The organism is Oceanimonas sp. MB9, from assembly GCF_011319775.1.
GTDB classification, from domain to species: Bacteria; Pseudomonadota; Gammaproteobacteria; order Enterobacterales; family Aeromonadaceae; genus Oceanimonas; species Oceanimonas doudoroffii.
Genome location: NZ_VFBE01000005.1, coordinates 1,277,300 through 1,298,883, shown reverse-complemented (window position 1 = coordinate 1,298,883; position 21,584 = coordinate 1,277,300). Strand labels below are relative to the sequence as shown.

General features: G+C 60.9%; 22 protein-coding genes. 15 read left to right on the top strand and 7 right to left on the bottom strand.

Features of this window, described 5'->3' with window-relative positions; all coding sequences use genetic code 11:
• Positions 1-23 precede the first annotated feature (23 nt).
• On the top strand, positions 24-836 hold the full coding sequence (minD, locus tag OJHNALOF_RS09405; protein WP_094199328.1) for a septum site-determining protein MinD: 813 nt from the start codon (positions 24-26) through the stop codon (positions 834-836).
• Between the two features lie 3 nt (positions 837-839).
• The gene (minE, locus tag OJHNALOF_RS09400; RefSeq protein WP_094199329.1) at positions 840-1,118 is read left to right on the top strand and encodes a cell division topological specificity factor MinE; all 279 of its coding nucleotides are present in this window, start codon (positions 840-842) and stop codon (positions 1,116-1,118) included.
• 73 nt (positions 1,119-1,191) lie between these two features.
• Here the strand turns inward: minE and rnd are convergent, their stop codons facing one another.
• From rnd to OJHNALOF_RS09380, 4 genes are read right to left on the bottom strand one after another with little or no spacing between them, the layout of a single operon-like run.
• On the bottom strand, positions 1,192-2,286 hold the full coding sequence (gene rnd, locus OJHNALOF_RS09395; RefSeq protein WP_165661845.1) for a ribonuclease D: 1,095 nt from the start codon (positions 2,284-2,286) through the stop codon (positions 1,192-1,194).
• A 56-nt stretch (positions 2,287-2,342) separates the two neighbouring features.
• Entirely contained in the window at positions 2,343-2,489 is a 147-nt protein-coding gene (locus tag OJHNALOF_RS09390) for a hypothetical protein (RefSeq protein ID WP_165661844.1), read from the bottom strand.
• A 9-nt stretch (positions 2,490-2,498) separates the two neighbouring features.
• Positions 2,499-3,179: a tRNA (adenosine(37)-N6)-threonylcarbamoyltransferase complex dimerization subunit type 1 TsaB gene (gene tsaB, locus OJHNALOF_RS09385; RefSeq protein ID WP_094199331.1), complete on the bottom strand. Its 681-nt coding sequence runs from the start codon at positions 3,177-3,179 to the stop codon at positions 2,499-2,501.
• Positions 3,180-3,185: 6 nt separating this feature from the next.
• Complete coding sequence (locus tag OJHNALOF_RS09380; RefSeq protein ID WP_370462312.1) at positions 3,186-5,096, bottom strand: ATP-dependent DNA helicase; 1,911 nt, start codon at positions 5,094-5,096, stop codon at positions 3,186-3,188.
• A gap of 264 nt (positions 5,097-5,360) precedes the next feature.
• On the opposite strand from OJHNALOF_RS09380, the gene OJHNALOF_RS09375 reads away from it, so the two are divergent.
• Entirely contained in the window at positions 5,361-5,654 is a 294-nt protein-coding gene (locus OJHNALOF_RS09375) for a 2OG-Fe(II) oxygenase (protein ID WP_094199333.1), read from the top strand.
• 20 nt (positions 5,655-5,674) lie between these two features.
• On the opposite strand, the gene OJHNALOF_RS09370 is transcribed toward OJHNALOF_RS09375, so the two are convergent.
• From OJHNALOF_RS09370 to OJHNALOF_RS09360, 3 genes are all read right to left on the bottom strand, one after another.
• Entirely contained in the window at positions 5,675-6,397 is a 723-nt protein-coding gene (locus OJHNALOF_RS09370) for a divalent cation transporter (RefSeq protein ID WP_240919658.1), read from the bottom strand.
• A gap of 90 nt (positions 6,398-6,487) precedes the next feature.
• A complete protein-coding gene (locus OJHNALOF_RS09365; protein ID WP_165661842.1) occupies positions 6,488-6,628 on the bottom strand; it encodes a hypothetical protein in 141 nt (46 codons plus the stop codon).
• Between the two features lie 8 nt (positions 6,629-6,636).
• Entirely contained in the window at positions 6,637-7,869 is a 1,233-nt protein-coding gene (locus tag OJHNALOF_RS09360; protein WP_165661841.1) for a porin, read from the bottom strand.
• Positions 7,870-8,207: 338 nt separating this feature from the next.
• On the opposite strand from OJHNALOF_RS09360, the gene OJHNALOF_RS09355 reads away from it, so the two are divergent.
• The 12 genes from OJHNALOF_RS09355 to hisIE all read left to right on the top strand — a co-directional run bounded on the left by OJHNALOF_RS09355 (position 8,208) and on the right by hisIE (position 21,489).
• Entirely contained in the window at positions 8,208-9,575 is a 1,368-nt protein-coding gene (locus tag OJHNALOF_RS09355; RefSeq protein WP_165661840.1) for a VOC family protein, read from the top strand.
• A 442-nt stretch (positions 9,576-10,017) separates the two neighbouring features.
• Positions 10,018-11,016, top strand: coding sequence for a TAXI family TRAP transporter solute-binding subunit (locus tag OJHNALOF_RS09350; RefSeq protein ID WP_165661839.1), 999 nt, complete (start codon positions 10,018-10,020; stop codon positions 11,014-11,016).
• Between the two features lie 69 nt (positions 11,017-11,085).
• Positions 11,086-13,017: a TRAP transporter permease gene (locus tag OJHNALOF_RS09345; RefSeq protein ID WP_165661838.1), complete on the top strand. Its 1,932-nt coding sequence runs from the start codon at positions 11,086-11,088 to the stop codon at positions 13,015-13,017.
• Between the two features lie 111 nt (positions 13,018-13,128).
• Positions 13,129-14,040 carry a transcriptional regulator GcvA gene (gcvA, locus tag OJHNALOF_RS09340; RefSeq protein WP_165661837.1) on the top strand — a complete coding sequence of 304 codons (912 nt, stop codon included), beginning with the start codon at positions 13,129-13,131 and terminating at the stop codon, positions 14,038-14,040.
• A gap of 370 nt (positions 14,041-14,410) precedes the next feature.
• The gene (gene hisG, locus OJHNALOF_RS09335) at positions 14,411-15,307 is read left to right on the top strand and encodes an ATP phosphoribosyltransferase (RefSeq protein WP_165661923.1); all 897 of its coding nucleotides are present in this window, start codon (positions 14,411-14,413) and stop codon (positions 15,305-15,307) included.
• A gap of 3 nt (positions 15,308-15,310) precedes the next feature.
• Positions 15,311-16,603: a histidinol dehydrogenase gene (gene hisD / locus OJHNALOF_RS09330; protein ID WP_165661836.1), complete on the top strand. Its 1,293-nt coding sequence runs from the start codon at positions 15,311-15,313 to the stop codon at positions 16,601-16,603.
• Positions 16,600-17,658 carry a histidinol-phosphate transaminase gene (gene hisC, locus OJHNALOF_RS09325; RefSeq protein ID WP_165661835.1) on the top strand — a complete coding sequence of 353 codons (1,059 nt, stop codon included), beginning with the start codon at positions 16,600-16,602 and terminating at the stop codon, positions 17,656-17,658. The genes hisD and hisC overlap by 4 nt, the downstream gene beginning before the upstream one ends.
• Positions 17,659-18,729 carry a bifunctional histidinol-phosphatase/imidazoleglycerol-phosphate dehydratase HisB gene (gene hisB, locus OJHNALOF_RS09320; protein ID WP_094199341.1) on the top strand — a complete coding sequence of 357 codons (1,071 nt, stop codon included), beginning with the start codon at positions 17,659-17,661 and terminating at the stop codon, positions 18,727-18,729.
• A complete protein-coding gene (gene hisH / locus OJHNALOF_RS09315; protein ID WP_094199342.1) occupies positions 18,726-19,316 on the top strand; it encodes an imidazole glycerol phosphate synthase subunit HisH in 591 nt (196 codons plus the stop codon). Before hisB ends, hisH begins: the two co-directional genes overlap by 4 nt.
• A gap of 79 nt (positions 19,317-19,395) precedes the next feature.
• Positions 19,396-20,133, top strand: a complete 738-nt coding sequence (gene hisA, locus OJHNALOF_RS09310) for a 1-(5-phosphoribosyl)-5-[(5-phosphoribosylamino)methylideneamino]imidazole-4-carboxamide isomerase (RefSeq protein ID WP_094199343.1) — start codon at positions 19,396-19,398, stop codon at positions 20,131-20,133.
• Entirely contained in the window at positions 20,115-20,888 is a 774-nt protein-coding gene (hisF, locus tag OJHNALOF_RS09305; protein WP_165661834.1) for an imidazole glycerol phosphate synthase subunit HisF, read from the top strand. The genes hisA and hisF overlap by 19 nt, the downstream gene beginning before the upstream one ends.
• Entirely contained in the window at positions 20,881-21,489 is a 609-nt protein-coding gene (hisIE, locus tag OJHNALOF_RS09300) for a bifunctional phosphoribosyl-AMP cyclohydrolase/phosphoribosyl-ATP diphosphatase HisIE (protein WP_165661833.1), read from the top strand. Before hisF ends, hisIE begins: the two co-directional genes overlap by 8 nt.
• Positions 21,490-21,584: the final 95 nt, after the last annotated feature.

Sequence of the window (21,584 nt, the reverse complement as noted above, 5' to 3'; positions counted from 1 at the left end):
TTCTCGACTTAGGAACGCACTTTATGGCACGGATAATCGTCGTCACTTCTGGTAAGGGAGGCGTAGGCAAGACCACCTCCAGCGCAGCCATCAGCACCGGTCTGGCCAAACTGGGCCACAAAACCGTGGTCATCGATTTTGACATCGGCCTGCGTAATCTCGACTTGATCATGGGCTGTGAACGCCGTGTGGTCTATGACTTCGTCAATGTGATCAACGGAGACGCCAACCTCAACCAGGCCCTGATCCGCGACAAGCGGGTGGAGCAGCTCTATATTCTGCCCGCCTCGCAAACCCGCGACAAGGAAGCCCTCACCCGCGATGGTGTGGAAAAAGTCATCAGGGATCTCAATGAGATGGGCTTTGACTACATCATTTGCGATTCGCCCGCCGGTATTGAAAGCGGTGCCCTGATGGCGCTCTACTTTGCCGACGAGGCCATTGTTACCACCAACCCGGAAGTGTCCTCAGTGCGCGACTCCGACCGCATTCTGGGCATCCTTTCTTCCAAGTCCCGCCGGGCCGAGCAGGGCCTAGAGCCGATTCGGGAGCACCTGTTGCTGACTCGCTATTCCCCCGAGCGGGTTAACCGGGGCGACATGCTGAGTGTGGAAGACGTGCAGGAGATCCTGGCCATTCCGCTGCTGGGTGTGATCCCCGAATCCCAGGCCGTGCTCAAGGCATCCAACGCCGGTGAGCCGGTGATCCTGGACGAAGAGTCCGATGCCGGCCAGGCCTATGGCGACACCGTGGCCCGTCTGCTGGGTGAAGAGCGGGAGTTTCGTTTCCTGGAAGAAGGGAAGAAGGGATTTTTCAGCCGACTTTTTGGGAGTTAACTCATGTCTCTACTGGACTATTTCTTTAGCTCAAGAAAGAACCAGAGCAGCGCCAAGCTGGCCAAAGAGCGTTTGCAAATTATCGTGGCTCACGAGCGCAGCCAACGGGATACCCCCGACTACCTGCCGCAAATGAAACAGGATATTCTGGAAGTCATTCGCAAATATGTAAATATCGATCTGGAGCAGATCTCGGTGCAGCTTGATCAGAAGGGGGAAAACCTCTCTGTGCTGGAGCTGAATATCATGTTGCCCGATCAGGATGACAAGCCCGCCTCTTGAGACGCAAAATGTTAAAAACAATAACGGCGCCGTGGAAACACAGCGCCGTTTTTAATGGCTCTCGCTTACTGCATTACAGTCGACTTTGCATCAGCTCGCCGCGCCAACCCTGCAGCAGCGCCGGCATAGCGTCTTCGCTTTCCTCCAGTCGCCACTTCCAGCTCAGATACTGGTGAATCAGCCGTTTAGAGGCAATCAGCTCGGCCGGCACGCCAGAAGCCTCACCGGCCTGCTCCACCAACTCACGGATACGTTTAAGCTCGGCCTTGTAACCGGGAAAGTCCACCAGCCGTTTCACCGGCTCGGGCCAGCTATCCGGCGCCGCCAGGGCCTGCTGCACCAGCGCCAGCAAGGTCTGGCCGTGACGCTTGATTTCCATGGGCTCCAGCCCCAGCCGGTTGAGATCACTCAGGCTGCCCGGCGCGCGCTCGGCCACTCGCAACAGGTGGGCCTCACGCACCACAAAGTTCACCGCCAGATCCCGTTTGCGGGCCTCGTTCAGGCGCCATGCACACAGCCGCTGCAAAATACCCAGGGCCTGCCTGTCCAGGGTCCAGGCGTTTTTCACCTCCAGGTAGGCCAGCTCCGGTCTGACATTGACCGCCCGGCGTTTTACCGTCCACTCACATTCCTGCTCAAACCAGTCCAGCAGTCCTTTTTGCGCCAGCCGCTCATGCAGTGTTCGATACAGCGGGTAGAGATAAATGACATCATCGGCGGCATAGCTGAGCTGGGCAGGCGACAGCGGCCGGGCCAGCCAGTCGGTGCGGGCATGGGCCTTGTCGAGGCTGACCCCGAGCAGTTGCTCCACTAGGGGGGCAAAGCCCAGCTGAGCGCCCAGGCCAAGAAAGGCCGCGGCCAGCTGAGTGTCATGCACCCGAGCCGGCAGCGCACCACTCTGATGCTGAAACAGCTCCAGATCCTCTCCCCCGGCGTGCAGCAGGCACAGCCGGTTGCCATCATGCAGCAACCGCCACAGCGGACTCATGTCGGTTACCGCCAGCGGATCCACCAGGGCGGTGTGCTCGCCGTCGTTGATCTGATACAGGCCGGGACGGGCGTAATAGGTGCGCGTGCGGACAAACTCGGTGTCTACCGCCAGCACGGTGGCGTTGGTCTGGCAGAAATCCGCCAGGGCCTGGTTGTCGGAAATAATGGTATAAGTCATGCGGGCTCTGTCTGGCATGGCCCGAACCATGCCGGGCCTGAAAAAATAAATACCGCTTACCGGCGCCGCTGCCGATGCCACTGGCGCAACAGGCGTTGACGCTGGCGTTTGCGGCGGCGCGTACACTGACGGGTTCGATGATAGGGCCGCTGGGGAAACATCAGCGGCGCCTCTTCCCGGGTAAACGAATAAAAAATGGTCACCCCGACTCCTTAGCGACCGGGCAGCTTCTGCCAGGTTACCTTGTCTCTCAAGTATACCGGCCGAGCCTCGGCGGCGCTGACGCCCTTGCCGGCGGCCAGATCCTGCAGGGCGGCGGGCAGCATGTCGCGCGCCTCGGGAAAGGGCACCGCCTCGCACAACACATCCACCCGGCCGGTGAGATCAGGATAGGTGACAAAACCACTGCCGGCGCCCTGCTGCCAGCGTTCGTCGCCGGCGGCCAAGAAGTCCTTCGGCGCCAGCACCTGCTCCGGCAGGGTTTCTATCATCACCCCCTGCTCCAGGGCAAAGCCGCCCACATAAATTTCGTCCATGCGGGCATCAATAGCGGCCAGCACGCGCTCGCAACCGCCGTGGCGATGGGCGCCCTGGGCCAGGGCCTGCAGGTTGGATACGCCCACCAGTGGCAGATCGGCGCCAAAGGCCAGCCCCTGGGCCACGCCCAGGGTGATGCGCACGCCGGTAAAGGAGCCGGGGCCTCGGCCAAAGGCCAGGCCGTCAAGCTGAGCCAGGGTGACCCCGGCCTCGGCCAGCAACTCCTGCACCATGGGCAGGATCAACTCGGTGTGACCCCGGGGCGCCACCTGATAGCGGCTCAGTATGGCGCCGTCCTGCCAGAGGGCGGCGGAGCAGGCTTCGGTGGCGGTATCAATGGCCAGTAACAGGCTCATGGGTGATTACTCCAGATTTGACAGAAATTCATTCAGCGCCGGCAGGCTGCGGGTGCGTGGCATTGCCGGCAGGCTGGCAATAAAGTCGGCGCCGTAGGCCCGGTTCACCAGGCGGGCATCGGTGATCAACAGTACGCCCTTGTCTTCCACGTCGCGAATTAGCCGCCCCACCCCCTGCTTGAGGGTAATAATGGCCCTGGGCAGCTGCACTCGGGCAAAGCCGTCTTCGCCCCGGCGTCGGCAGTCTTCCAGCCGGGCGCTGAGCAGCGGATCATCGGGGGCGGCAAAGGGCAGCTTGTCGATCACCACACACTGCAGGGCACGGCCACGCACGTCTATGCCTTCCCAGAAACTGCCGGTGGCCACCAATACCGCCCGGCCATCCTGGCTGAACTGCTCCAGCAGCCGTACCTTGTTGTCCTCCCCCTGCATCAGCACGGTGCGATCCAGGCGGGCGCGCAACACCTCGGCCACTTCCCGCATCACCTGATAGCTGGTGCACAAAAAGAAGGTGCCGCCGGGCACTCGGGCTATGGTCTCAAGCAGGCTGTTGGCCAGCCGGTGGCCGCGGCCCGCGCCGCTGGTTTCGGGCAAATAACGGGGCACACACAGGCGAGACTGGCGAGGGTAATCAAAAGGGCTGTCCAATTGCAAGGTACGGCATTCGGTGAGTCCCAGATCGGCGCAAAAATGCGCAAAACTGGCGCCCACCGCCAGGGTGGCGGAGGTAAACACCCAGCTGGTTTCTTCCCGGGCCAGCTCGGCGGCAAAACGCTCGGCCACCGACAGCGGGGTCTTGTGCAGGGCCACATGCAGCCGGCTGCAGTCATACCAGAAGGAATAGCCGTGCTCCTCGACCCGGGTGAGCTCGTCCAGTTGGGTGCGCAGGCCAATCAGCCGTTCAAAACACTGATCGAGCTGCTCGCCCCGTCCCAAACAGAGCTTTAACACCTCATGGGTAAAGCCGAGGCTGTCGCCCAGCCGGGACAGCGTCTGGGCCACCGCCGGCCGTGCCAGGGCCGGTCGAAGCTGTCCCCGGCCGGTATCGAGGTCGAACGCCAGCCGAAAATCCTGGGCATTGCGCTCCAGCTGATCCGCCGCCTTGCCGAGCTGAGCCATGTCCTTGGCCTCGCTCTTTTGCGCCAGCCGCAGATCCCGGGCAAATTCCAGAAACTGCCGGCTGGACTGGCTTTGACCGAAATACTGGCCGGCAATGTCGGGCAGCTGGTGGGCCTCGTCGAGAATATACATCTCGGCGTCGGGGATCAGCTGGCCAAAACCGGTATCGCGCACGGCCATGTCGGCAAAAAACAGGTGATGATTCACCACCACCACCTGGGCCTCCATGGCTCGGTTACGGGCCTTGACCAGGTGGCAGTCCTGATAGTGGGCGCAGTCACGGCCGGCACAGTTGTCGTTGGTGCTGGTCACCAGGGGCAGGATCTCGCTGCGCTCGGGCAGGCCGGGAATATCGCCCACATCGCCGGTAGTGGTGAGCGGCGCAAAGCGCCTGACCCGTTGCAGATCGGTCAACGCCTCCGCCGACAGTCCGGGCACGGCGTCGTTCAACCGGCCCAACCGCTCAATGCACAGATAGTTGGCCCGCCCCTTGAGCAGGGCCACCGGCTGACTGTAGCCCAGGGCCTTGATCAGGGTGGGCAGATCACGGTGATAAAGCTGCTCCTGCAGGTTGCGCGAACCGGTGCTGACCACCACCTTCTTGCCGGCGGCCAGGGCCGGCGCCAGGTAGGCAAAGGTTTTGCCGGTGCCGGTGCCCGCCTCCACCACCAGGGGAATGCGATCGGTCAGCGCCTGGGCCACCGCCGCCGACATGTCCACCTGGGCGGCGCGGGGGCTGAAGCCCTCAATCGCTTGAGCCAGGGGCCCGTCAGGGTCAAAGAGTGCGCTGCTGTCGATGGGGTCCACGGCGGTGTATCCATTGCTAAAACGCAAATAATACCAAAAGCCGGGCCGGGGCGGCAGGCGCTATTCGGCCTTATTCAAAACCTGGGTGAGATCGCATGACCGACTTGCACGATAAACCAACACGGCAGGCTGGGCGAACGACCCATCCGCCGAAGCCGGCAATGCATCTCCATTACCGTGGCATCGCCCACTGCCGAAGTTTGAACGATCGCTCAAAAGGTGCTGCAATGAGCCTTTTACCGGCAAGGAGACAGAATGGTTAAAAATCGCACGTTATTTCATGGCCGCCGATTTGCACTCAACTTGGTGACCTATCCGCAGGGACATAGGGTGATGCGTCACCATGACCCCATGGGTGGGGGCCGCTATTACAAGTTGAATATGGTGCTGAAAAAGCCCGAAAAAGGGGGACGGTTCCACGCCGACAAGGTGATTTTTAGCCTGTTCGATCGCGTCATTTTGTTCCGCCCGGATCTGTATGATCACAGTGTCAGCCGTATTGAGCAGGGCCGCCGTGTATTGCTCAGCCTGGCGATTCACCTTCCCTGACCCCTGCCATCGATAGCTGTTCAGGCGCCATGGCCGGTGAGCATATGCCCGATGATTCCCAGCAAAAAGCCCAGCACCGCCCCCATGGGCGGTGCCCAGTGGCGCTTCAGTACCGCCTGGGGAGCGATATCCTGAAACACCGAATAGAGAATGCCACCGGCAGCGAACAGCATGATGCCCGACACCAGCTCGGGGTAGGCCGACAACCAGAAATAGCCAGTCAGGGCCGCCACCGGCCCCAGCAGGGCCATCAGGGTAAAGGCGCGAATCGCCTGCCCCGCCCTGCGGCCACGGTCGCCATTCAACTCACGAAAGGCGTTAAAACCTTCAGGCAAATTCTGCAGCGCCATCAACCCGGCCAGCAACAAAGCGCCGCCCTGACTGCCAAAGGCAAAGGCAGCCCCCAGTGCCAGCGATTCGGGAATAAAGTCCGACAGCATGGCCGCCAGCTGACCGGCCTGCGTTTTCAGGCGATACAACAGCATGTCGAGGGCCATAAAGGCCAGGCCGCCGCCGGCAAAGCACAGCGCCGCGGTGCCGGCCTGCAACCGGGCCGCCCCTTGCGGCACCAGCACCAGGGCCACCGCCGACAACAAGGCACCGCCACCAAAGGCTACCACGGCGTGACGAAACTCGTTTTCCAGCCAGTGGGGATGAATACGCTCTACCCGCGCCAGCAGGGCACCGGCGGGCATGGCCATGCCCGCCACCAGGGTCAGCACCAGCATAATGAGAATGTCCAAGACAAAGGCTCCCGTATGAATCCAATTCGGTCACCCTTGTTAGCACAGCCTCACTTCAATTGCCATGATGTGCCCCGGCCTTCCGCGTCCTCAGCGCTGATACAGGTAGGCGCCATCCTCACCGGTCAGCAGGCCGGGACCTTCGGGAATTTCCCGCTCACTGTGATAGCTGGACGGCGTACCACCGCAGCCACTCAACCACAGCACCATCAGCAAAATGCCTGTTTTCATGTCGGCTCCTAAAACTTGATACGGGCACCGGCGATCAGCGCATTGGCATCGTCCAGGTTCTCGTCGGCGCGCTCGAGATCATAGTTGCGGTAGCCCACATAGAGCTCGGTGGCCCAGTCATCGACATTCTGCACCATCTGCACCCCGACCGAGGTGGCCTTGTCACTGCGTTCATCGGCATGGTTGGCCACATGATAATCCACCGACATGGCGGTTTTACCGGCACTGAACCACTGGTTCTGATAACCCAGCTTGCCGTAGACAAAGTTGGGATCCTGTCCACCGCTGTCCCGCTCACCCGCGGCCAGGGTCAGACTGACGCCACTGGTATGCAGAAACGACGCCGAGCCATTCACCTGACCGTCGTTGCTTTCCTGATCCGAGTAGGCCACGGCGGCGGCCAGCTTGCCCAGGTTGTAGTCGGCGGAGTAATTCAGGGCCGCATCCCAGGCGCTGTCTTCCACGGCGCTCACCGCCAGCCTGACGCCGCCAAAGGTAGGCGTATCGTAACGCAGGCGATCCCGGCGGCCCAGGCCATCCAGGTTGGTGAAACTGTCACCCACCGTGATGCTGCTCAGGTTGCCATCGTCATCCCGAAACTTGATGCCACCGGCAATATCGGCGGTAGAGGAGTAACCCGCGAGGGCAGTACCCGACAGATCCATTTCAGAGCTGTCTTCACTGGCGGTCCAGCCCTTACCGACCCAGAGTTTGCCCAGCCGGTCATGATCGAAATACACCTCCAGCCGTCGGTCGGAAATGGTGTCGCCACTGGGGGATTCATTATCCTGACTCACCGCAAAGGAGGAGTTGGACTCAAGCTGCACCTCAATGGCGGTACCCACGGTCAGCTCGGGGCTGACATCCCCTTCCCCGATCACCCTTAACCGGGTTGAAGAGCTGTCGTTGTCCACATGGTAGAGCTCGGTCTCTTCGCCATCGTCCACCGCCAGCAGCGCCCGGTTAACATGCCCGGACACCGACACTCGAATCTTGTCGTTACCGGAGTGCACCGCCGTCGGTTTTGCCGCCGGCATGGCACTGGCGGCCCTGGCTTCCGCAGCCTCCGCCCGCGCCTCTGCATTGCGGGTTTTGACTTCAAGTTGCTCTACTCGATCGAGCAGGGTGCCCAGCTGGCGCTTGAGTTGCTCCAGCTCCTGAGTATCGGCCAGCGCCGAAGGGGAAGCGCTGGCCATTGCACAAACAATGGCCGTTGCCAACAAGGTTTTTTGATAGGCCATGATGATTCTCCCTTTGCCTGGCACCGAATACCGGCCTCATCACGGCAAACCACTGGCCCGCCGGGGTAATATGAGTGCCGCTGGTACCAGACAGCAGAGTGATTCTTCCTTTAGTGGTTAACCTCCCTCCCTGGATCGGTTGTTTTTTGAACAACATCTTGCCTGTTAAACTTAGTCAAGGCCGCCTTAAAGCACCATTTTCACGGCGTGATAAACGTATGCAGCATCCAATTCCATTGTGGAATGCGTTCACGAGCAATCGCCGTTTGTCATCCTTTATGAAGGGGTATTAAGGTTCGGTAGATTCACCGTTTCACAGGTCAAAGGACATTGCCACCATGGTGCACACTGCCTACGTTTCTGCGGATAACATCCGCACCCTGTTTTCCGATGCCATGTCGCGCATGTATCAGCAGGAGGTGCCGCAATACGGCACCCTGGTACGACTGGTTGCCGACATCAACGAGCAAGTGCTGGCCCGCGAGCCGGCCTTGCACGAGCAATTGCAACAACAGGGAGAGCTGGAACGGCTGAGCCTGGAGCGTCATGGCGCCATTCGGGTTGGAACCGCCGACGAGCTGCACATGCTGCGCCGCATCTTCGCCATCATGGGCATGCAGCCGGTCAGCTATTACGATCTGTCCGAAGCCGGCGTGCCGGTGCATTCCACCGCGTTTCGTCCCGTTGATCCGGCGTCGCTGCAGCGCAATCCGTTTCGCATTTTCACTTCGCTGCTGCGGCTGGAGCTTATCGAAGATGACGCCCTGCGCCAGCAGGCTGAGGCCATTCTGGCCCGGCGGGACATCTTCACGCCCAAGGCCAGAGCCCTGGTGGATGTCGCCGAGGCCCAGGGCGGCCTGACCGACGCCCAGGCGCAGGAATTCGTGGCCGAGGTACTGGAAACCTTTCGCTGGCACCGCCACGCCACCGTTGACCACGCCAGCTACCAGGCGCTGCAGGACTCCCACCGGCTGATTGCCGACGTGGTCTGCTTTCATGGCCCCCATATCAATCACCTGACTCCCCGCACCCTGGACATCGACGCCGTGCAGCAACACATGCCCGCGGCGGGCATCAGTCCGAAGGCGGTCATTGAAGGCCCCCCCCGTCGCCGTTGCCCCATACTGCTGCGCCAGACCAGCTTTACCGCCCTGGAAGAGCCGGTGCTGTTTGCCGGCGAGCAGGCCGGTACCCACACCGCCCGTTTTGGCGAAATCGAACAGCGGGGCATGGCGCTCACTCCGAAGGGGCGTGCCCTTTATGATGAACTGCTCGCCCGCTCGCGCCAGGCCCCGGCTCAGCCCGACAACGACGGCCATCAGCGCCAGCTGGTCGATATTTTTGCCGACTTTCCCGATGATGAGGCCAGCCTGCGCCAGCAGCGGCTGGGTTATTTCCGTTATGAACTGACCGATGCCGGCCGGCAACCCGCGGCCCGGGGCGCCGATGTCAGCGACATGGAAACACTGATCGAGGCCGGACTGGTACAGGCCAGTCCCATCACCTATGAAGATTTCCTGCCGGTCAGCGCTGCAGGCATTTTTCAGTCCAACCTGGGTAGCGCCAGCCACCAGGCCTACCGTCAGAATGCCAGCAAGGCCGCGTTTGAACGCGCCCTGGGATGCCCGGTGATCGATGAGTTCGGCCTTTACGCCGACATGCAGGACGCCTCCATTCAACGGGTTCGTCAGGTGCTCAGCGCCTGATAGCGGCCGTCACTTCTCCCCAGGCCGTTGCCCGCAGCGCGGCCTGGGGGGCATATGGTCACGACTCGACGACCGAAACCACACATTCCCACGCCGACACACCACCACGAATGACCATGCCCTGTGCGAACGACGCGCCGTCGGTCGATGCATGAGGACTCAAATTTTGCCACCCGCTCATAGACTCAAAGGCAATGCAATACAAAGGTCTTCATTTTTATGCCCGCCCTGTTACAACTTTCATAAAAAGGAAAAAAGCTGACATAAAAAACCACAGAAAAACGAAAAAATGGAATGAAACCACAACTATTTTTCGTTTTATCTCAATATGAAAATAATGGAACCTCCGTGCACTCTCTCGCCCACAGCAAGGCCGGAGCACGCCAGCCATCAACCCTGACGAGGCAATGGACACGTTCCGGCTGATAAGGATATTGAACTCATGAAAAAGACAATACTGGCCACCACCCTGCTTTCCCTGACCGCCGTGCTGAGCGGCTGCGATAATGCAGCCAGCAAGGCCAACATCGCCATCGGTCCCGCCGCCAGCACCACGCAGAAAGTATCCCACATGATCCTGAACGCCTATGGCGTTGAAGAGGGCGATTTCAATGCCTATCAGGAACGTTTTGGCGATGCCCTCGACGGCGTTCAGGATGGCAACATCGATATCTCCATGGGGATCATGGGCCTGCCCGCCGGCAGCATCGAAAGCCTGCAGGCGGCCTCCGGAGACGTGGTCATGCTGAGCCTGTCCGACGACGTCGTCGAAAAAATCGAAGGCAGCAGCGATTACCGTCGTTTCATCATCGACAAGGCCAGCTACCAGTTCCTGGATAAAGACGTACAAACCATTGCGGCCTTTGCGGTGCTGATGGCCAACACCAATACCATCAGCGAAGAAATGGGGTATCAACTGGCCAAGGTCATGTACGACCAGGCCGATCAGGTGACCCATTCCCAGGCCAAGTTCCTGACCCTGGAGCACGCCCTGAATGGAGGGGACGCCCTCAAAATCCATCCGGGCGCCAAGCGCTTCTATGAAGAAAAGGGCCTGACCGTTACCCTGCCCGTGGCCGAACTTGGCGAGCAGGCGGACAAGAGCGAGTTCATTCTCGGCACCGGCAGCCAGGGGGGCACCTATTATCCGCTGGGCGGCGAAATCGCCACCAACTGGAACAACAACATTCCCGGTGCCAACTTCACCAACGTGGAAACCAGCGCCTCCATAGAAAACCTGGTGAGCATTCGTGACGGCAAAATGGATCTGGGCATGTCTGTGCATGTGCCGGCCCGCAATGCGCTCGAAGGCAAGGCCGAGTTTGAAGGCTCCCCCGTGGACAACGCCGCCTTTATCGGCCAGATCTATCCGGAAGTCGTACAAATCGTCAGCCGCGCCGGCAACAAGGTTTCTTCCTTCGACAACATCAAGGCAAAGTAACCGATCCCGGTTCGAACAGAGGTGGGCCTTGTTGCCCGCCTCTTTTTATTTGGTTCATGGATAGCTGCAATGAATAACACTCACACACAGGACACCCTGCTCGAAAAATACGACAAAGAGTCGGCCTTCAGAAAAAATATCGGCCGCTGGGGCTGGGTAGTGACCCTGTTTGCGGTCACCCTGACCGGCTTTCACCTCTACACCGGTTATTTCGGTACCCTGCCAACCCAGAAGCAGGGGGCCGTTCACCTGGGCCTGGCCCTGGGCATGATATTTCTGCTGTATCCGGCCAGCCGCCGAGGGGTAAATCGCCCTGGCGTGGCCTGGTACGACGTCATACTGGCCTTTGTCGCCACCTTTGTGGCCTATTACAAAATACTGTTCTTTAACGAAATTTTGCGTGGCCGTGTGACCGGCTACTCCACCATCGACCTGATTGTGGCGGTGCTGGGGGTGCTGTTCGTACTGGAAGCAACCCGCCGCACCGTGGGCATGCCCATCGTCATCGTGGCCTCACTGGCCATTGCCTACGCCCTGTTTGGCAATTTCATTCCCACCCGCATTCTGTCTCATCCCGGCTTTGAGCTGACCGATGTGTCGGTCAGCCTGTGGTTTAGGGAGAGCGGCATTTTTGGCACCCCGATTCAGATCTCTGCCAAATTTATCTTTCTGTTCCTGTTTTTTGGCGTGGTGCTGACCCGCACCGGCGTCGGCCAGTTTTTCAATGATCTGGCCTTTGCCTGCACCGGCCGCTATACCGGCGGCAGCGCCAAGGCGGCGGTGATCGCCAGTGCCTTTCAGGGCATGATCTCGGGCAGCTCGGTCGGCAATACCGTGGCCTCGGGCTCCTTTACCATTCCGATGATGAAAAAGGCCGGCTTCAAGCCCGAATTCGCCGCCGCCGGCGAGGCTGCCGCGTCTACCGGCGGGCAGATCATGCCTCCCCTGATGGGCGCCGCCGCCTTTATCATGGTGGAATACATCGGTGTCTCCTACGCCGAAATCATGATGGCCGCCGTCATTCCCGCCGTGCTCTACTTCAGCGGCATCTTCATCGGCGCCCACTTCGAAGCCAAGAAACAGGGCATTCTCGGGATCCCGAAAGAGCAGCTGCCCAGCAAGCTCGATCTGCTCAAACGCCAGGGTTATATGCTGTTGCCGCTGCTGGTGGTGGTTGGCACCATCATCGCCGGCTTTACCGCACAGCGCGCCGCCCTGCTCGGCATTGGCGCCGCCCTGCTGGTCAGCATGGTAAGAAAAGAATCCCGGCTGACACCGAAGTCGCTGCTGTCCCTGCTGGAGCAGGGTGCCCGCGTGGCCCTGCCGGTGATCGCCGCCGTGGCCACCGCCGGCATTATTGCCGGAGTGGTCGGCATGACCGGACTGGGCGCCAAGTTTGCCGCCGGCATTATCAACCTGGCCGACGGCACTTTGATCCTGGCGCTTATCTTTACCATGATCGCCTGCATCGTGCTGGGCATGGGGCTGCCCACCACCGCCAACTATGTGGTGACCGCCACCATAGCGGCGCCGGCACTGATCAACGAGTTCGGCCTGGCGCCCATTGCCGTGCACCTGTTCGTGTTCTATTTCGGTATCGTCGCCGACATCACCCCGCCGGTGTGTCTGGCCGCCTATGCCGGCGCCGGCATTGCCCGGGCCAACCCGATGAAAACCGGGGTCACCGCGGTCAAGCTTGCCATTGGTGCCTTTATCATTCCCTATGTGTTTATCTACCACCCCATACTGGTACTGGTGGATGTAAACCTGCCGGAGCTGGTCATGGCGCTGGTGTTCGCCCTGCTCGGCATGATGGCCATCAGCAGTGCGCTGATCGGCTATTTCATTCGCCCGTCGTCGCTGCCCGAACGAGCCCTGCTGCTGGCGGCCGGCCTGGCCATGATCATGCCCGGCATGGTCAGCTCCGGCTCGGGCCTGGTGCTGATTGCCGCCTGTTACTGGCTGCAGCGCCAGCGCCCCGCTCTGGTTGCCACTCAGTAACAAGCCTCATAACACTGGAGGGAGATCACACTCCCTCACCGGCGCCAGCCGGTACTCAGGCCGCCAGACGAGGTATACTGGCGGCTTGCTTCCACAGCCATATACGAATTCATGCGTTACCTACCTTCCATTACGGCCATGCAATGTTTCGACGCCTCGGCCAGACACCTGAGCTTTACCCGCGCGGCGGACGAACTCAGCCTGACCCAGAGCGCGGTGAGCAAGCAGGTAGCCCAGCTTGAGTCGTTCCTCAACCGCAAGCTGTTTCGCCGGGTGCGCCGCTCCCTGTGCCTGACCCCGGAAGGGGCCATTTACATCGGCGAAGTACGCAAGATCCTCGCCCAGCTGGAAATGTCATCCCAGTACGTCATGTCCTACAACAACCAGCGGGACGTGCTCAGGGTGGCAACCCTGCCCACCTTTGGCAGTCGCTGGCTGGCCCCCCGGCTCAGCGCCTTTCTCGACCGCCACCCGCATATCAACCTGGACTGCAGCGAGAAGGTGGAGTCGTTTGACCTGGATCAGGAAGGCATTGATATCGCTTTTTTCTACGGCCACGGCAGCTGGCCCGGACTGGAATGCCACCGGCTGTTCGGTGAAGAGGTGGTGCCCGTGTGCGCGCCCGGCCTGCTGAATAATCATGCACCTGCGTCGCCCCTGGAGCTGACCCGTTACCGGCTGTTGCACCTGTCCACCCGCCCCCGTTCCTGGCACGACTGGTTTGCGGCGCAGGATCTGACCACGGAGCACAGTTATCAGGGCAACCGCTTTGAGACCTTTCACATGCTGATCCGCGCCACCATGGCCGGCTGCGGCATCGCCCTGCTACCCCGTTTCCTGATCGAAGACGAGCTGGCATCGGGTCAGCTGGTGATGCCCTGGTCCCATGGCATCACCAGCGCCAACAGCTATTACCTGGTTTATCCGGAGCGCCTGGGCGAGGTGGAAAAGGTGCGTGTGTTCGCGGATTATTTGCTGAACCTTGCCGCCGGCACCACAACAGATTCCTTTAGCGATGAGTGAATTTATATTCATTTATTCCGCAAAATGAGCAAGTCACCACATGGCGCACCACCCCGTTGAGCAACGCCCAACACGCTTTGTGATCCCGGCCGGAACTTTCTTGTGATTCAGGGTTGGCAAAACCAGCCCGACTTGTTAAGGTGAATCCGTTTTCAACGATTTGAACGAGCCGAATACAGCATCATGAACTTCCTGCACACCGCCAAGCATCACCATCATCATCGACACTAGTCTTTCAGAATGCTTTTTCTGGAAGACCTTGCGCTTGGCGGCTTCCAGCAGGACAGAATTATCGACCCCCGGAAGCTTGGCTTTCGGGGGTTTTTCGTTTCAGGACTCACATCAGTAACAAGGAATACCGATTATGACTTTGGATAAAACCCGCCTTCGTATTGCGATTCAGAAATCCGGTCGTCTGAGCAAGGAATGTCAGCAGCTGCTCAAGGGCTGCGGCGTCAAGCTCAACCTGCGTGAACAGCGCCTGATCGCCCACGCCGAGAACATGCCCATCGACCTGCTGCTGGTGCGGGACGACGACATTCCCGGCCTGGTGATGGACGGCGTGGTGGATCTCGGCGTGGTAGGTGAAAACGTGCTGGAAGAGACCCTGATGGATCGCCAGGCCCAGGGCGAGGCCGCCGATTACAGCGTGCTCAAGCGCCTCGACTTCGGCGGCTGCCGGCTGTCGCTGGCGGTGGCCGACGACTTCGACTACCAGGGCCCGCAAAGCCTGGAAGGCAAGCGCATCGCCACCTCCTACCCCTGGCTGCTGAAGCGCTTTATGGATGAGCAGGGCGTGAAGTTCAAAAGCGTAATGCTGAACGGCTCGGTGGAAGTGGCGCCCCGCGCCGGCGTGGCCGACGCCATCTGCGATCTGGTGTCTACCGGCGCCACCCTGGAAGCCAACGGCCTGGTGGAAGCCGATGTCATCTTCCGCTCCAAGGCGGTCCTGATCCAGAGCGGCAACGCCCTGGCCGCCGGCAAGCAGCAAATCGTCGACAAGCTGCTGCCCCGTATTCAGGGCCTGCAACAGGCGCGGGAAAGCAAATACATCATGCTGCACGCCCCCAAAGACAAGCTCGAGCAGGTGATCGATCTGCTGCCCGGTGCCGAGCGCCCCACCATCATGCAGCTGGCTGGCGAGACCAACCAGGTGGCCATTCACATGGTGAGCAGCGAAGACATGTTCTGGGAAACCATGGAAGGCCTCAAGGCCCTGGGCGCGTCATCCATTCTGGTGCTGCCCATTGAGAAGATGATGGAGTAAGCCATGAAAACCCTGGACTGGAACCAACTGAGCGCGGCCGAGCAGGCCGCCGCTCTGCGCCGGCCGGCTCTCGCGCAGAGCGGCCGCGAGGCACAGGTGGCCGACATTATCAGCCGAGTGCGTAAAGGCGGCGACATCGACCTGCTGGATCTCACCCGCACCCTGGACCGCGCCGAGCGCGATTGCCTTGAGCTTGCCGACGCGGACATCGCCGCCGCCGGCGAGCGGGTCAGCGACGAGCTGAAGGCCGCCATTGAACTGGCCATCGGCAATATCGAGGCCTTTCACCGCGCCCAGCTGCCCGCCTCCGTCATTCAGGACACCACCCCGGGCGTGCGCTGCGAGCTGCACTTTCAGCCCATTAGCAAGGTAGGCCTGTACGTGCCCGGCGGCAGCGCCCCCTTGGTGTCTACCGTGATGATGCTGGCCATTCCGGCCCGCCTGGCCGGTTGCGAACGGGTGGTGCTGTGCTCGCCGCCCCCCATCAACGACGCCATTGTCTACACCGCCAAACGCTGCGGCGTCGACGCCATCTACACCCTTGGGGGCGCCCAGGCCATTGCCGCCATGGCCTATGGCAGCGAGACCGTCACCAAGGTGGACAAAATCTTCGGCCCGGGCAACGCCTGGGTCACCGAGGCCAAGCAGCAGGTGTCTTCCGATGTCGACGGCGCCGCCATCGACATGCCCGCCGGCCCGTCGGAAGTGCTGGTGATTGCGGATGACAGTGCCGATGCCGACTTTATCGCCTCGGATCTGCTGTCTCAGGCCGAACACGGCCCCGACTCCCAGGTGATCCTGGTGACCCCGAGCCGGGCACTGGCGGCACGAGTGGACGACGCCCTGGAGCGCCAGCTGGCCGAGCTCTCCCGTGCCGACATTGCCCGCCAGGCACTGGGGGAAAGCCGCACCTTTATCTGTGCCGACCTGGCAGAGGCGGCGCGCATTTCCAATGCCTATGCCCCCGAGCACCTGATCGTACAGACCGAGGATCCGCGTGCCCTGTTGCCGGCGCTTAAAAATGCCGGATCCATCTTTCTCGGGGCCTGGACCCCGGAGTCGGTGGGTGACTATGCCAGCGGCACCAACCACACCCTGCCCACCTATGGCTATGCGCGCACCTATTCCAGCCTGGGGCTGGCCGACTACCAGCGCCGCTATACGGTGCAGGAGCTCAGCCCCGAAGGCCTGCGCGCCATTGGCCCGGCGGTCGAGCTGCTGGCCGCCACCGAAACCCTGGATGCCCACAAAAACGCCGTGACCCTGCGCCTGGCGAAACTGGAGAAACAAGCATGAGCCTAACCAAACTGGCCCGGGCCAAAGTGCAGCAACTGACTCCCTACCAGTCCGCCCGGCGCATTGGTGGTCAGGGTCATGTGTGGCTGAACGCCAACGAGGCGGCCGACAGCGGCGAGTTCAGCCTGAACTGCGAGCGGCTGAACCGCTATCCGGAATGCCAGCCGCCCCAGGTGATCAACGCCTACGCCGCCTATGCCGGCGTGAGCCCGGAGCAGGTACTGGTGAGCCGGGGCGGCGACGAAGGCATTGAGCTGCTGATCCGCACCTTTTGCGAGCCGGGGCAGGATCGCATTCTGATCTGCCCGCCCACCTACGGCATGTATGCCATCAGCGCCGAGACCAACGGCGTGGAGGTGGTGGAAGTGCCCCTCACCAACACCCGCCAGCCGGACTTCGACGGCATTATCGCCCGCCTCGACGAGGTGAAAATTGTCTTTCTCTGTTCCCCCAACAACCCCACCGGGGATCTGGTGGACGAAGCCGGTCTGGTGCGGTTGCTGAACGCCGCCAGGGGCCGTGCCCTGGTGGTGGTGGACGAGGCCTATATCGAGTTCTGCCCCGAGCACAGCCAGGCGGACCTGCTGAACGACTACGACGGCCTGGTGATCATTCGCACCCTGTCCAAGGCCTTTGGCCTGGCAGGCATTCGCTGCGGCTTTACGCTGGCCAGCCCCGAGGTGATTGGCCTGCTGCTGAAGGTCATCGCCCCCTACCCGGTGCCGGATCCGGTGGCGCAAATTGCCGCCCAGGCGCTGAGCGACCAGGGCCTGGTGCTGATGCGCAAGCGGGTGGATGAGATTAACCGGCTGAAAACCGAGCTGGCCGGCCGGCTGGAGCAGCACGACCAGGTGAAACAGGTGTTCGCCCCCAATGGCAACTACCTGCTGGTGCGCTTTGCCCCGGGCAGCGAAATGTTTGCCCGCATGAGCCGGGCCGGTATCATATTGCGCGACTTTGCAAGCAAGCCGGGACTGGCCGACTGCATTCGCATTACCATCGGCAACCCTGCCGAGATGGACGCGGTACTGAACGTACTGCAAGAGGAGCAATAAGTGTCTAAGGAACGCATTCTTTTTATTGACCGCGACGGCACCCTGGTGGAAGAGCCGCCGGTCGACAAACAGCTGGACCGCCTCGACAAACTGGCGTTTCTGCCCAACGCCATTCCGGCGCTGCTGACCCTGCAAAACGCCGGCTACCGGCTGGTGATGGTCACCAACCAGGACGGCCTGGGCACCGACAGCTTTCCCCAGGAAGACTTCGACGCCCCCCACAACCTGATGATGCAGATTTTCAGCTCTCAGGGCGTGCGTTTTGACGAGGTGCTGATTTGCCCGCACTTTCAGCACGACGACTGCGCCTGCCGCAAGCCGCGCCTGGGGCTGGTGAAAGACTACCTGCAGCAGGGCAAAATCGACTTTACCGACTCCTGGGTGATCGGTGATCGCCACACCGACATGCAGCTGGCCGAAAACATGGGCCTGCCCGGTTTGCACTACGGCCACAACAACCTGGGCTGGGATCAGATCGTAGAAAAGCTCACCAGCCGGGGCCGCACCGCCGAAGTGACCCGCACCACCAAGGAAACCGACATTCACGTGGGGCTGGATCTCGACCAGACCGGTGGCAGCCAAATCAGCACCGGCCTGCACTTTTTCGACCACATGCTGGATCAAATCGCCACCCATGGCGGCTTTCGCCTGAACGTCAAGGTGGACGGCGATCTGCATATTGACGATCACCACACCGTGGAAGACACCGCCCTGGCCCTGGGCGAAGCCCTGCGCAAGGCCCTGGGCAACAAACGCGGCATTGGCCGCTTTGGCTTTGTGCTGCCCATGGACGAATGTGAAGCGGCGGTCACCCTGGACTTGTCCGGCCGCCCCTTCATGAAGTTTGAAGGCGAATTCAAGCAACCCAAGGCGGGTGATCTCACCGTGGAAATGGTGCCGCACTTCTTCCGCTCCCTGAGCGACAGCCTGGCCGCCAACATTCACCTCAAGGTGACCGGCGACAACACCCACCACATGGTGGAAAGCGTGTTCAAGAGCTTTGGCCGCGCCCTGCGCCAGGCCATTCGCGTGGAAGGCAATGAGCTGCCGTCCAGCAAGGGGGTTTTGTGAAAACAGTCATTATCGACACCGGCTGCGCCAACCTGTCCTCCGTGCGCTACGCCATTGAGCGTCTGGGCTATGAGGTCACCGTGAGCCGCGACCCCGAGGTGGTGTTGGCAGCCGACAAGCTGCTGCTGCCCGGCGTGGGCACCGCCAAGGAAGCCATGAAAAACCTGGCCGACCGCGACCTGATTGAACTGCTGGATCAGGTGCAAAAGCCGGTGCTGGGCATTTGCCTCGGCATGCAGATGCTGGTGAACCGCTCCCAGGAAGGCGACGTGGCCTGCCTGGGCAAGGTGGATGCCGAGTGCCTGCACATGGAAGGCGGCGACGGCGTGCGCCTGCCCCACATGGGCTGGAACCGCATTACCCCCATGCCGGAGCACCCGCTGTTCAAGGACATTCCCGAAGGCAGCTTCTTCTATTTCGTGCACTCCTACGCGGTGCCCGTGGGTGAATATACCCTGGCCACCTGCCAGCATGGCCAAAGCTTCAGTGCCGCCATTGGCCAGGAAAACTTCTTTGGCGTGCAATTCCATCCGGAGCGCTCCGGTGCCGCCGGCGCCCAACTGCTGAAAAACTTTCTGGAGCTGTAATGATTATTCCCGCCATTGACCTGATTGATCGTAAGAGGAAAAGTGCCCAGCAGCAGAAATTTTCTTGGAGCCGTAACACATGATTATCCCTGCAATAGATTTGATCGGTGGAAAAGTGGTGCGCCTGTATCAGGGCGACTACCAGCAAAAAACCGAATACACCGCCTCACCCCAGGAGCGCTTTGACCTCTATGTGGCCGAAGGTGCCACCCAGCTGCACCTGGTGGATCTGGACGGCGCCAAGAACAGCAGCGAGCGCCAGCTGTCGGTTATCAAAAGCCTGATTGAAAACACGCCGGTGCCGGTGCAGATTGGCGGCGGCATTCGCACCGAGCAGGACGTCAGGGATCTGCTCGACATCGGCGCCCAGCGGGTGGTGATTGGCTCCACCGCGGTGAAAAACCCGGAAATGGTGGCCGGCTGGATCAAGCACTATGGCCCCGATCGCATTGTGCTGGCGCTCGACATCAACATTACCGCCGACGGCGAAAAGAAAATCGCCATTGCCGGCTGGCAGGAAGACAGTGGCATTACCATTGAATCCCTGCTCGAGCACTACCTGCCCGCGGGCCTGTGCCATGTGCTGTGCACCGACATCTCCAAGGACGGCACCCTGTCGGGCTCCAACGTGGCGCTGTATCGTGAGCTGGCCGCACGCTATCCCACCATTTTGTGGCAGGCGTCGGGCGGCATTGGCAACATCGACGACATCGACGCCCTCAAGGGCACCGGCGTGGCCGGCGTGATCCTCGGCCGCTCGCTGCTGGAAGGCAAATTCACCGTCAAGGAGGCCATCGCATGCTGGCAAGACGCATAATTCCCTGCCTGGACGTGAAAGACGGCCAGGTCGTTAAAGGCGTGAAATTCCGCAACCACGAGATCATCGGCGACATCGTGCCACTGGCGGAGCGTTACGCCGCCGAGGGCGCCGACGAGCTGGTGTTTTACGACATTACCGCCTCCAGCCAGGACCGGGTGGTAGACAAGAGCTGGGTGAGCCGAGTGGCGGAAGTGATCGACATTCCCTTCTGCGTGGCCGGCGGCATCAAGTCGGTGGAAGACGCAGCGCGCATTCTGGAATTTGGCGCCGACAAGATTTCCATCAACTCCCCGGCCCTGGCCAACCCCGAGCTCATCACCGAGCTGGCCGACACCTTTGGCGTGCAGTGCATCGTGGTGGGCATCGACTCCTACTATGACGAGGCCACCGGCCAGTATCAGGTGCACCAGTTCACCGGTGACGAAAGCCGCACCCAGGTGACCCGCTGGAGCACCTTTGACTGGGTGGAAGAAGTGCAGAAGCGCGGCGCCGGTGAAATTGTGCTCAACGTGATGAACCAGGACGGCGTGCGCCAGGGCTATGACATTGAGCAACTGCTGAAGGTACGGGCCATTTGTGATGTGCCGCTGATCGCTTCAGGCGGTGCCGGCGAAATGGTGCATTTCCGCGATGCGTTTCTGGAAGCGGACGTAGACGGGGCGCTCGCAGCCTCGGTGTTTCACAAGGGCATCATCAACATGGGTGAGCTCAAGCAGTATCTCAAGCAGGAAGGAGTGGTGATCCGTGATTGATGCAAGCAAGCTGGACTGGGACAAGGTAGACGGCATGATGCCTGCGATTGTGCAGGACAGCCACACCGGCCGCGTGCTGATGCTGGGCTATATGAACGGCGACGCCCTGACCAAAACCCTGGAAACCGGCCATGTGACCTTTTTCAGCCGCACCAAGAGCCGGCTGTGGACCAAGGGCGAAAGCTCCGGCCATGTGCTCAAGCTGAAAGACATCAGCACCGATTGCGACAGCGACACCCTGCTGGTAATGGCCGAACCGGTGGGCCCCACCTGCCATTTGGGCAATGTGTCCTGCTTTAACGAGCAACAGGCGCCGGCGCTGACCTTTTTGGCAGAGCTTGAAGCGGTGATCGCCAGTCGCAAGGGCGCGGACCCTGCCTCCAGCTACACCGCCAGCCTATATGCCAAGGGCACCAAGCGCATTGCCCAGAAAGTGGGTGAAGAAGGCGTGGAAACGGCGCTGGCCGCCACCGTGCACGACAAGGACGAGCTGGTGAATGAATCCGCCGACCTGCTCTACCACCTCACCGTGCTGCTGCAACAGGAAGGCCTCGAACTCGCCGACATTATGGCCAAACTCAAAGAGCGCCACAGCAAGTAACTTTCAAAAGCCGGGTTTCACGCCCGGCTTTTTAGTACGCTTGTAGGCCCCAATTTATTGGGGCGGCCTGTGCAAAATCAACGAATTAGCCGTAG

Excerpts from the sequence above, each read along its gene's own strand:
- OJHNALOF_RS09350 (WP_165661839.1), top strand. The coding sequence starts at position 10,018 with ATGAAAAAGACAATACTGGCCACCACCCTGCTTTCCCTGACCGCCGTG.
- rnd (WP_165661845.1), bottom strand. The coding sequence starts at position 2,286 with ATGACTTATACCATTATTTCCGACAACCAGGCCCTGGCGGATTTCTGC.
- OJHNALOF_RS09360 (WP_165661841.1), bottom strand. The coding sequence starts at position 7,869 with ATGGCCTATCAAAAAACCTTGTTGGCAACGGCCATTGTTTGTGCAATG.
- OJHNALOF_RS09375 (WP_094199333.1), top strand. The coding sequence starts at position 5,361 with ATGGTTAAAAATCGCACGTTATTTCATGGCCGCCGATTTGCACTCAAC.
- hisD (WP_165661836.1), top strand. The coding sequence starts at position 15,311 with ATGAAAACCCTGGACTGGAACCAACTGAGCGCGGCCGAGCAGGCCGCC.
- gcvA (WP_165661837.1), top strand. The coding sequence starts at position 13,129 with ATGCGTTACCTACCTTCCATTACGGCCATGCAATGTTTCGACGCCTCG.
- OJHNALOF_RS09345 (WP_165661838.1), top strand. The coding sequence starts at position 11,086 with ATGAATAACACTCACACACAGGACACCCTGCTCGAAAAATACGACAAA.
- minD (WP_094199328.1), top strand. The coding sequence starts at position 24 with ATGGCACGGATAATCGTCGTCACTTCTGGTAAGGGAGGCGTAGGCAAG.
- OJHNALOF_RS09355 (WP_165661840.1), top strand. The coding sequence starts at position 8,208 with ATGGTGCACACTGCCTACGTTTCTGCGGATAACATCCGCACCCTGTTT.
- OJHNALOF_RS09365 (WP_165661842.1), bottom strand. The coding sequence starts at position 6,628 with ATGAAAACAGGCATTTTGCTGATGGTGCTGTGGTTGAGTGGCTGCGGT.
- minE (WP_094199329.1), top strand. The coding sequence starts at position 840 with ATGTCTCTACTGGACTATTTCTTTAGCTCAAGAAAGAACCAGAGCAGC.
- hisA (WP_094199343.1), top strand. The coding sequence starts at position 19,396 with ATGATTATCCCTGCAATAGATTTGATCGGTGGAAAAGTGGTGCGCCTG.
- hisF (WP_165661834.1), top strand. The coding sequence starts at position 20,115 with ATGCTGGCAAGACGCATAATTCCCTGCCTGGACGTGAAAGACGGCCAG.
- hisC (WP_165661835.1), top strand. The coding sequence starts at position 16,600 with ATGAGCCTAACCAAACTGGCCCGGGCCAAAGTGCAGCAACTGACTCCC.
- tsaB (WP_094199331.1), bottom strand. The coding sequence starts at position 3,179 with ATGAGCCTGTTACTGGCCATTGATACCGCCACCGAAGCCTGCTCCGCC.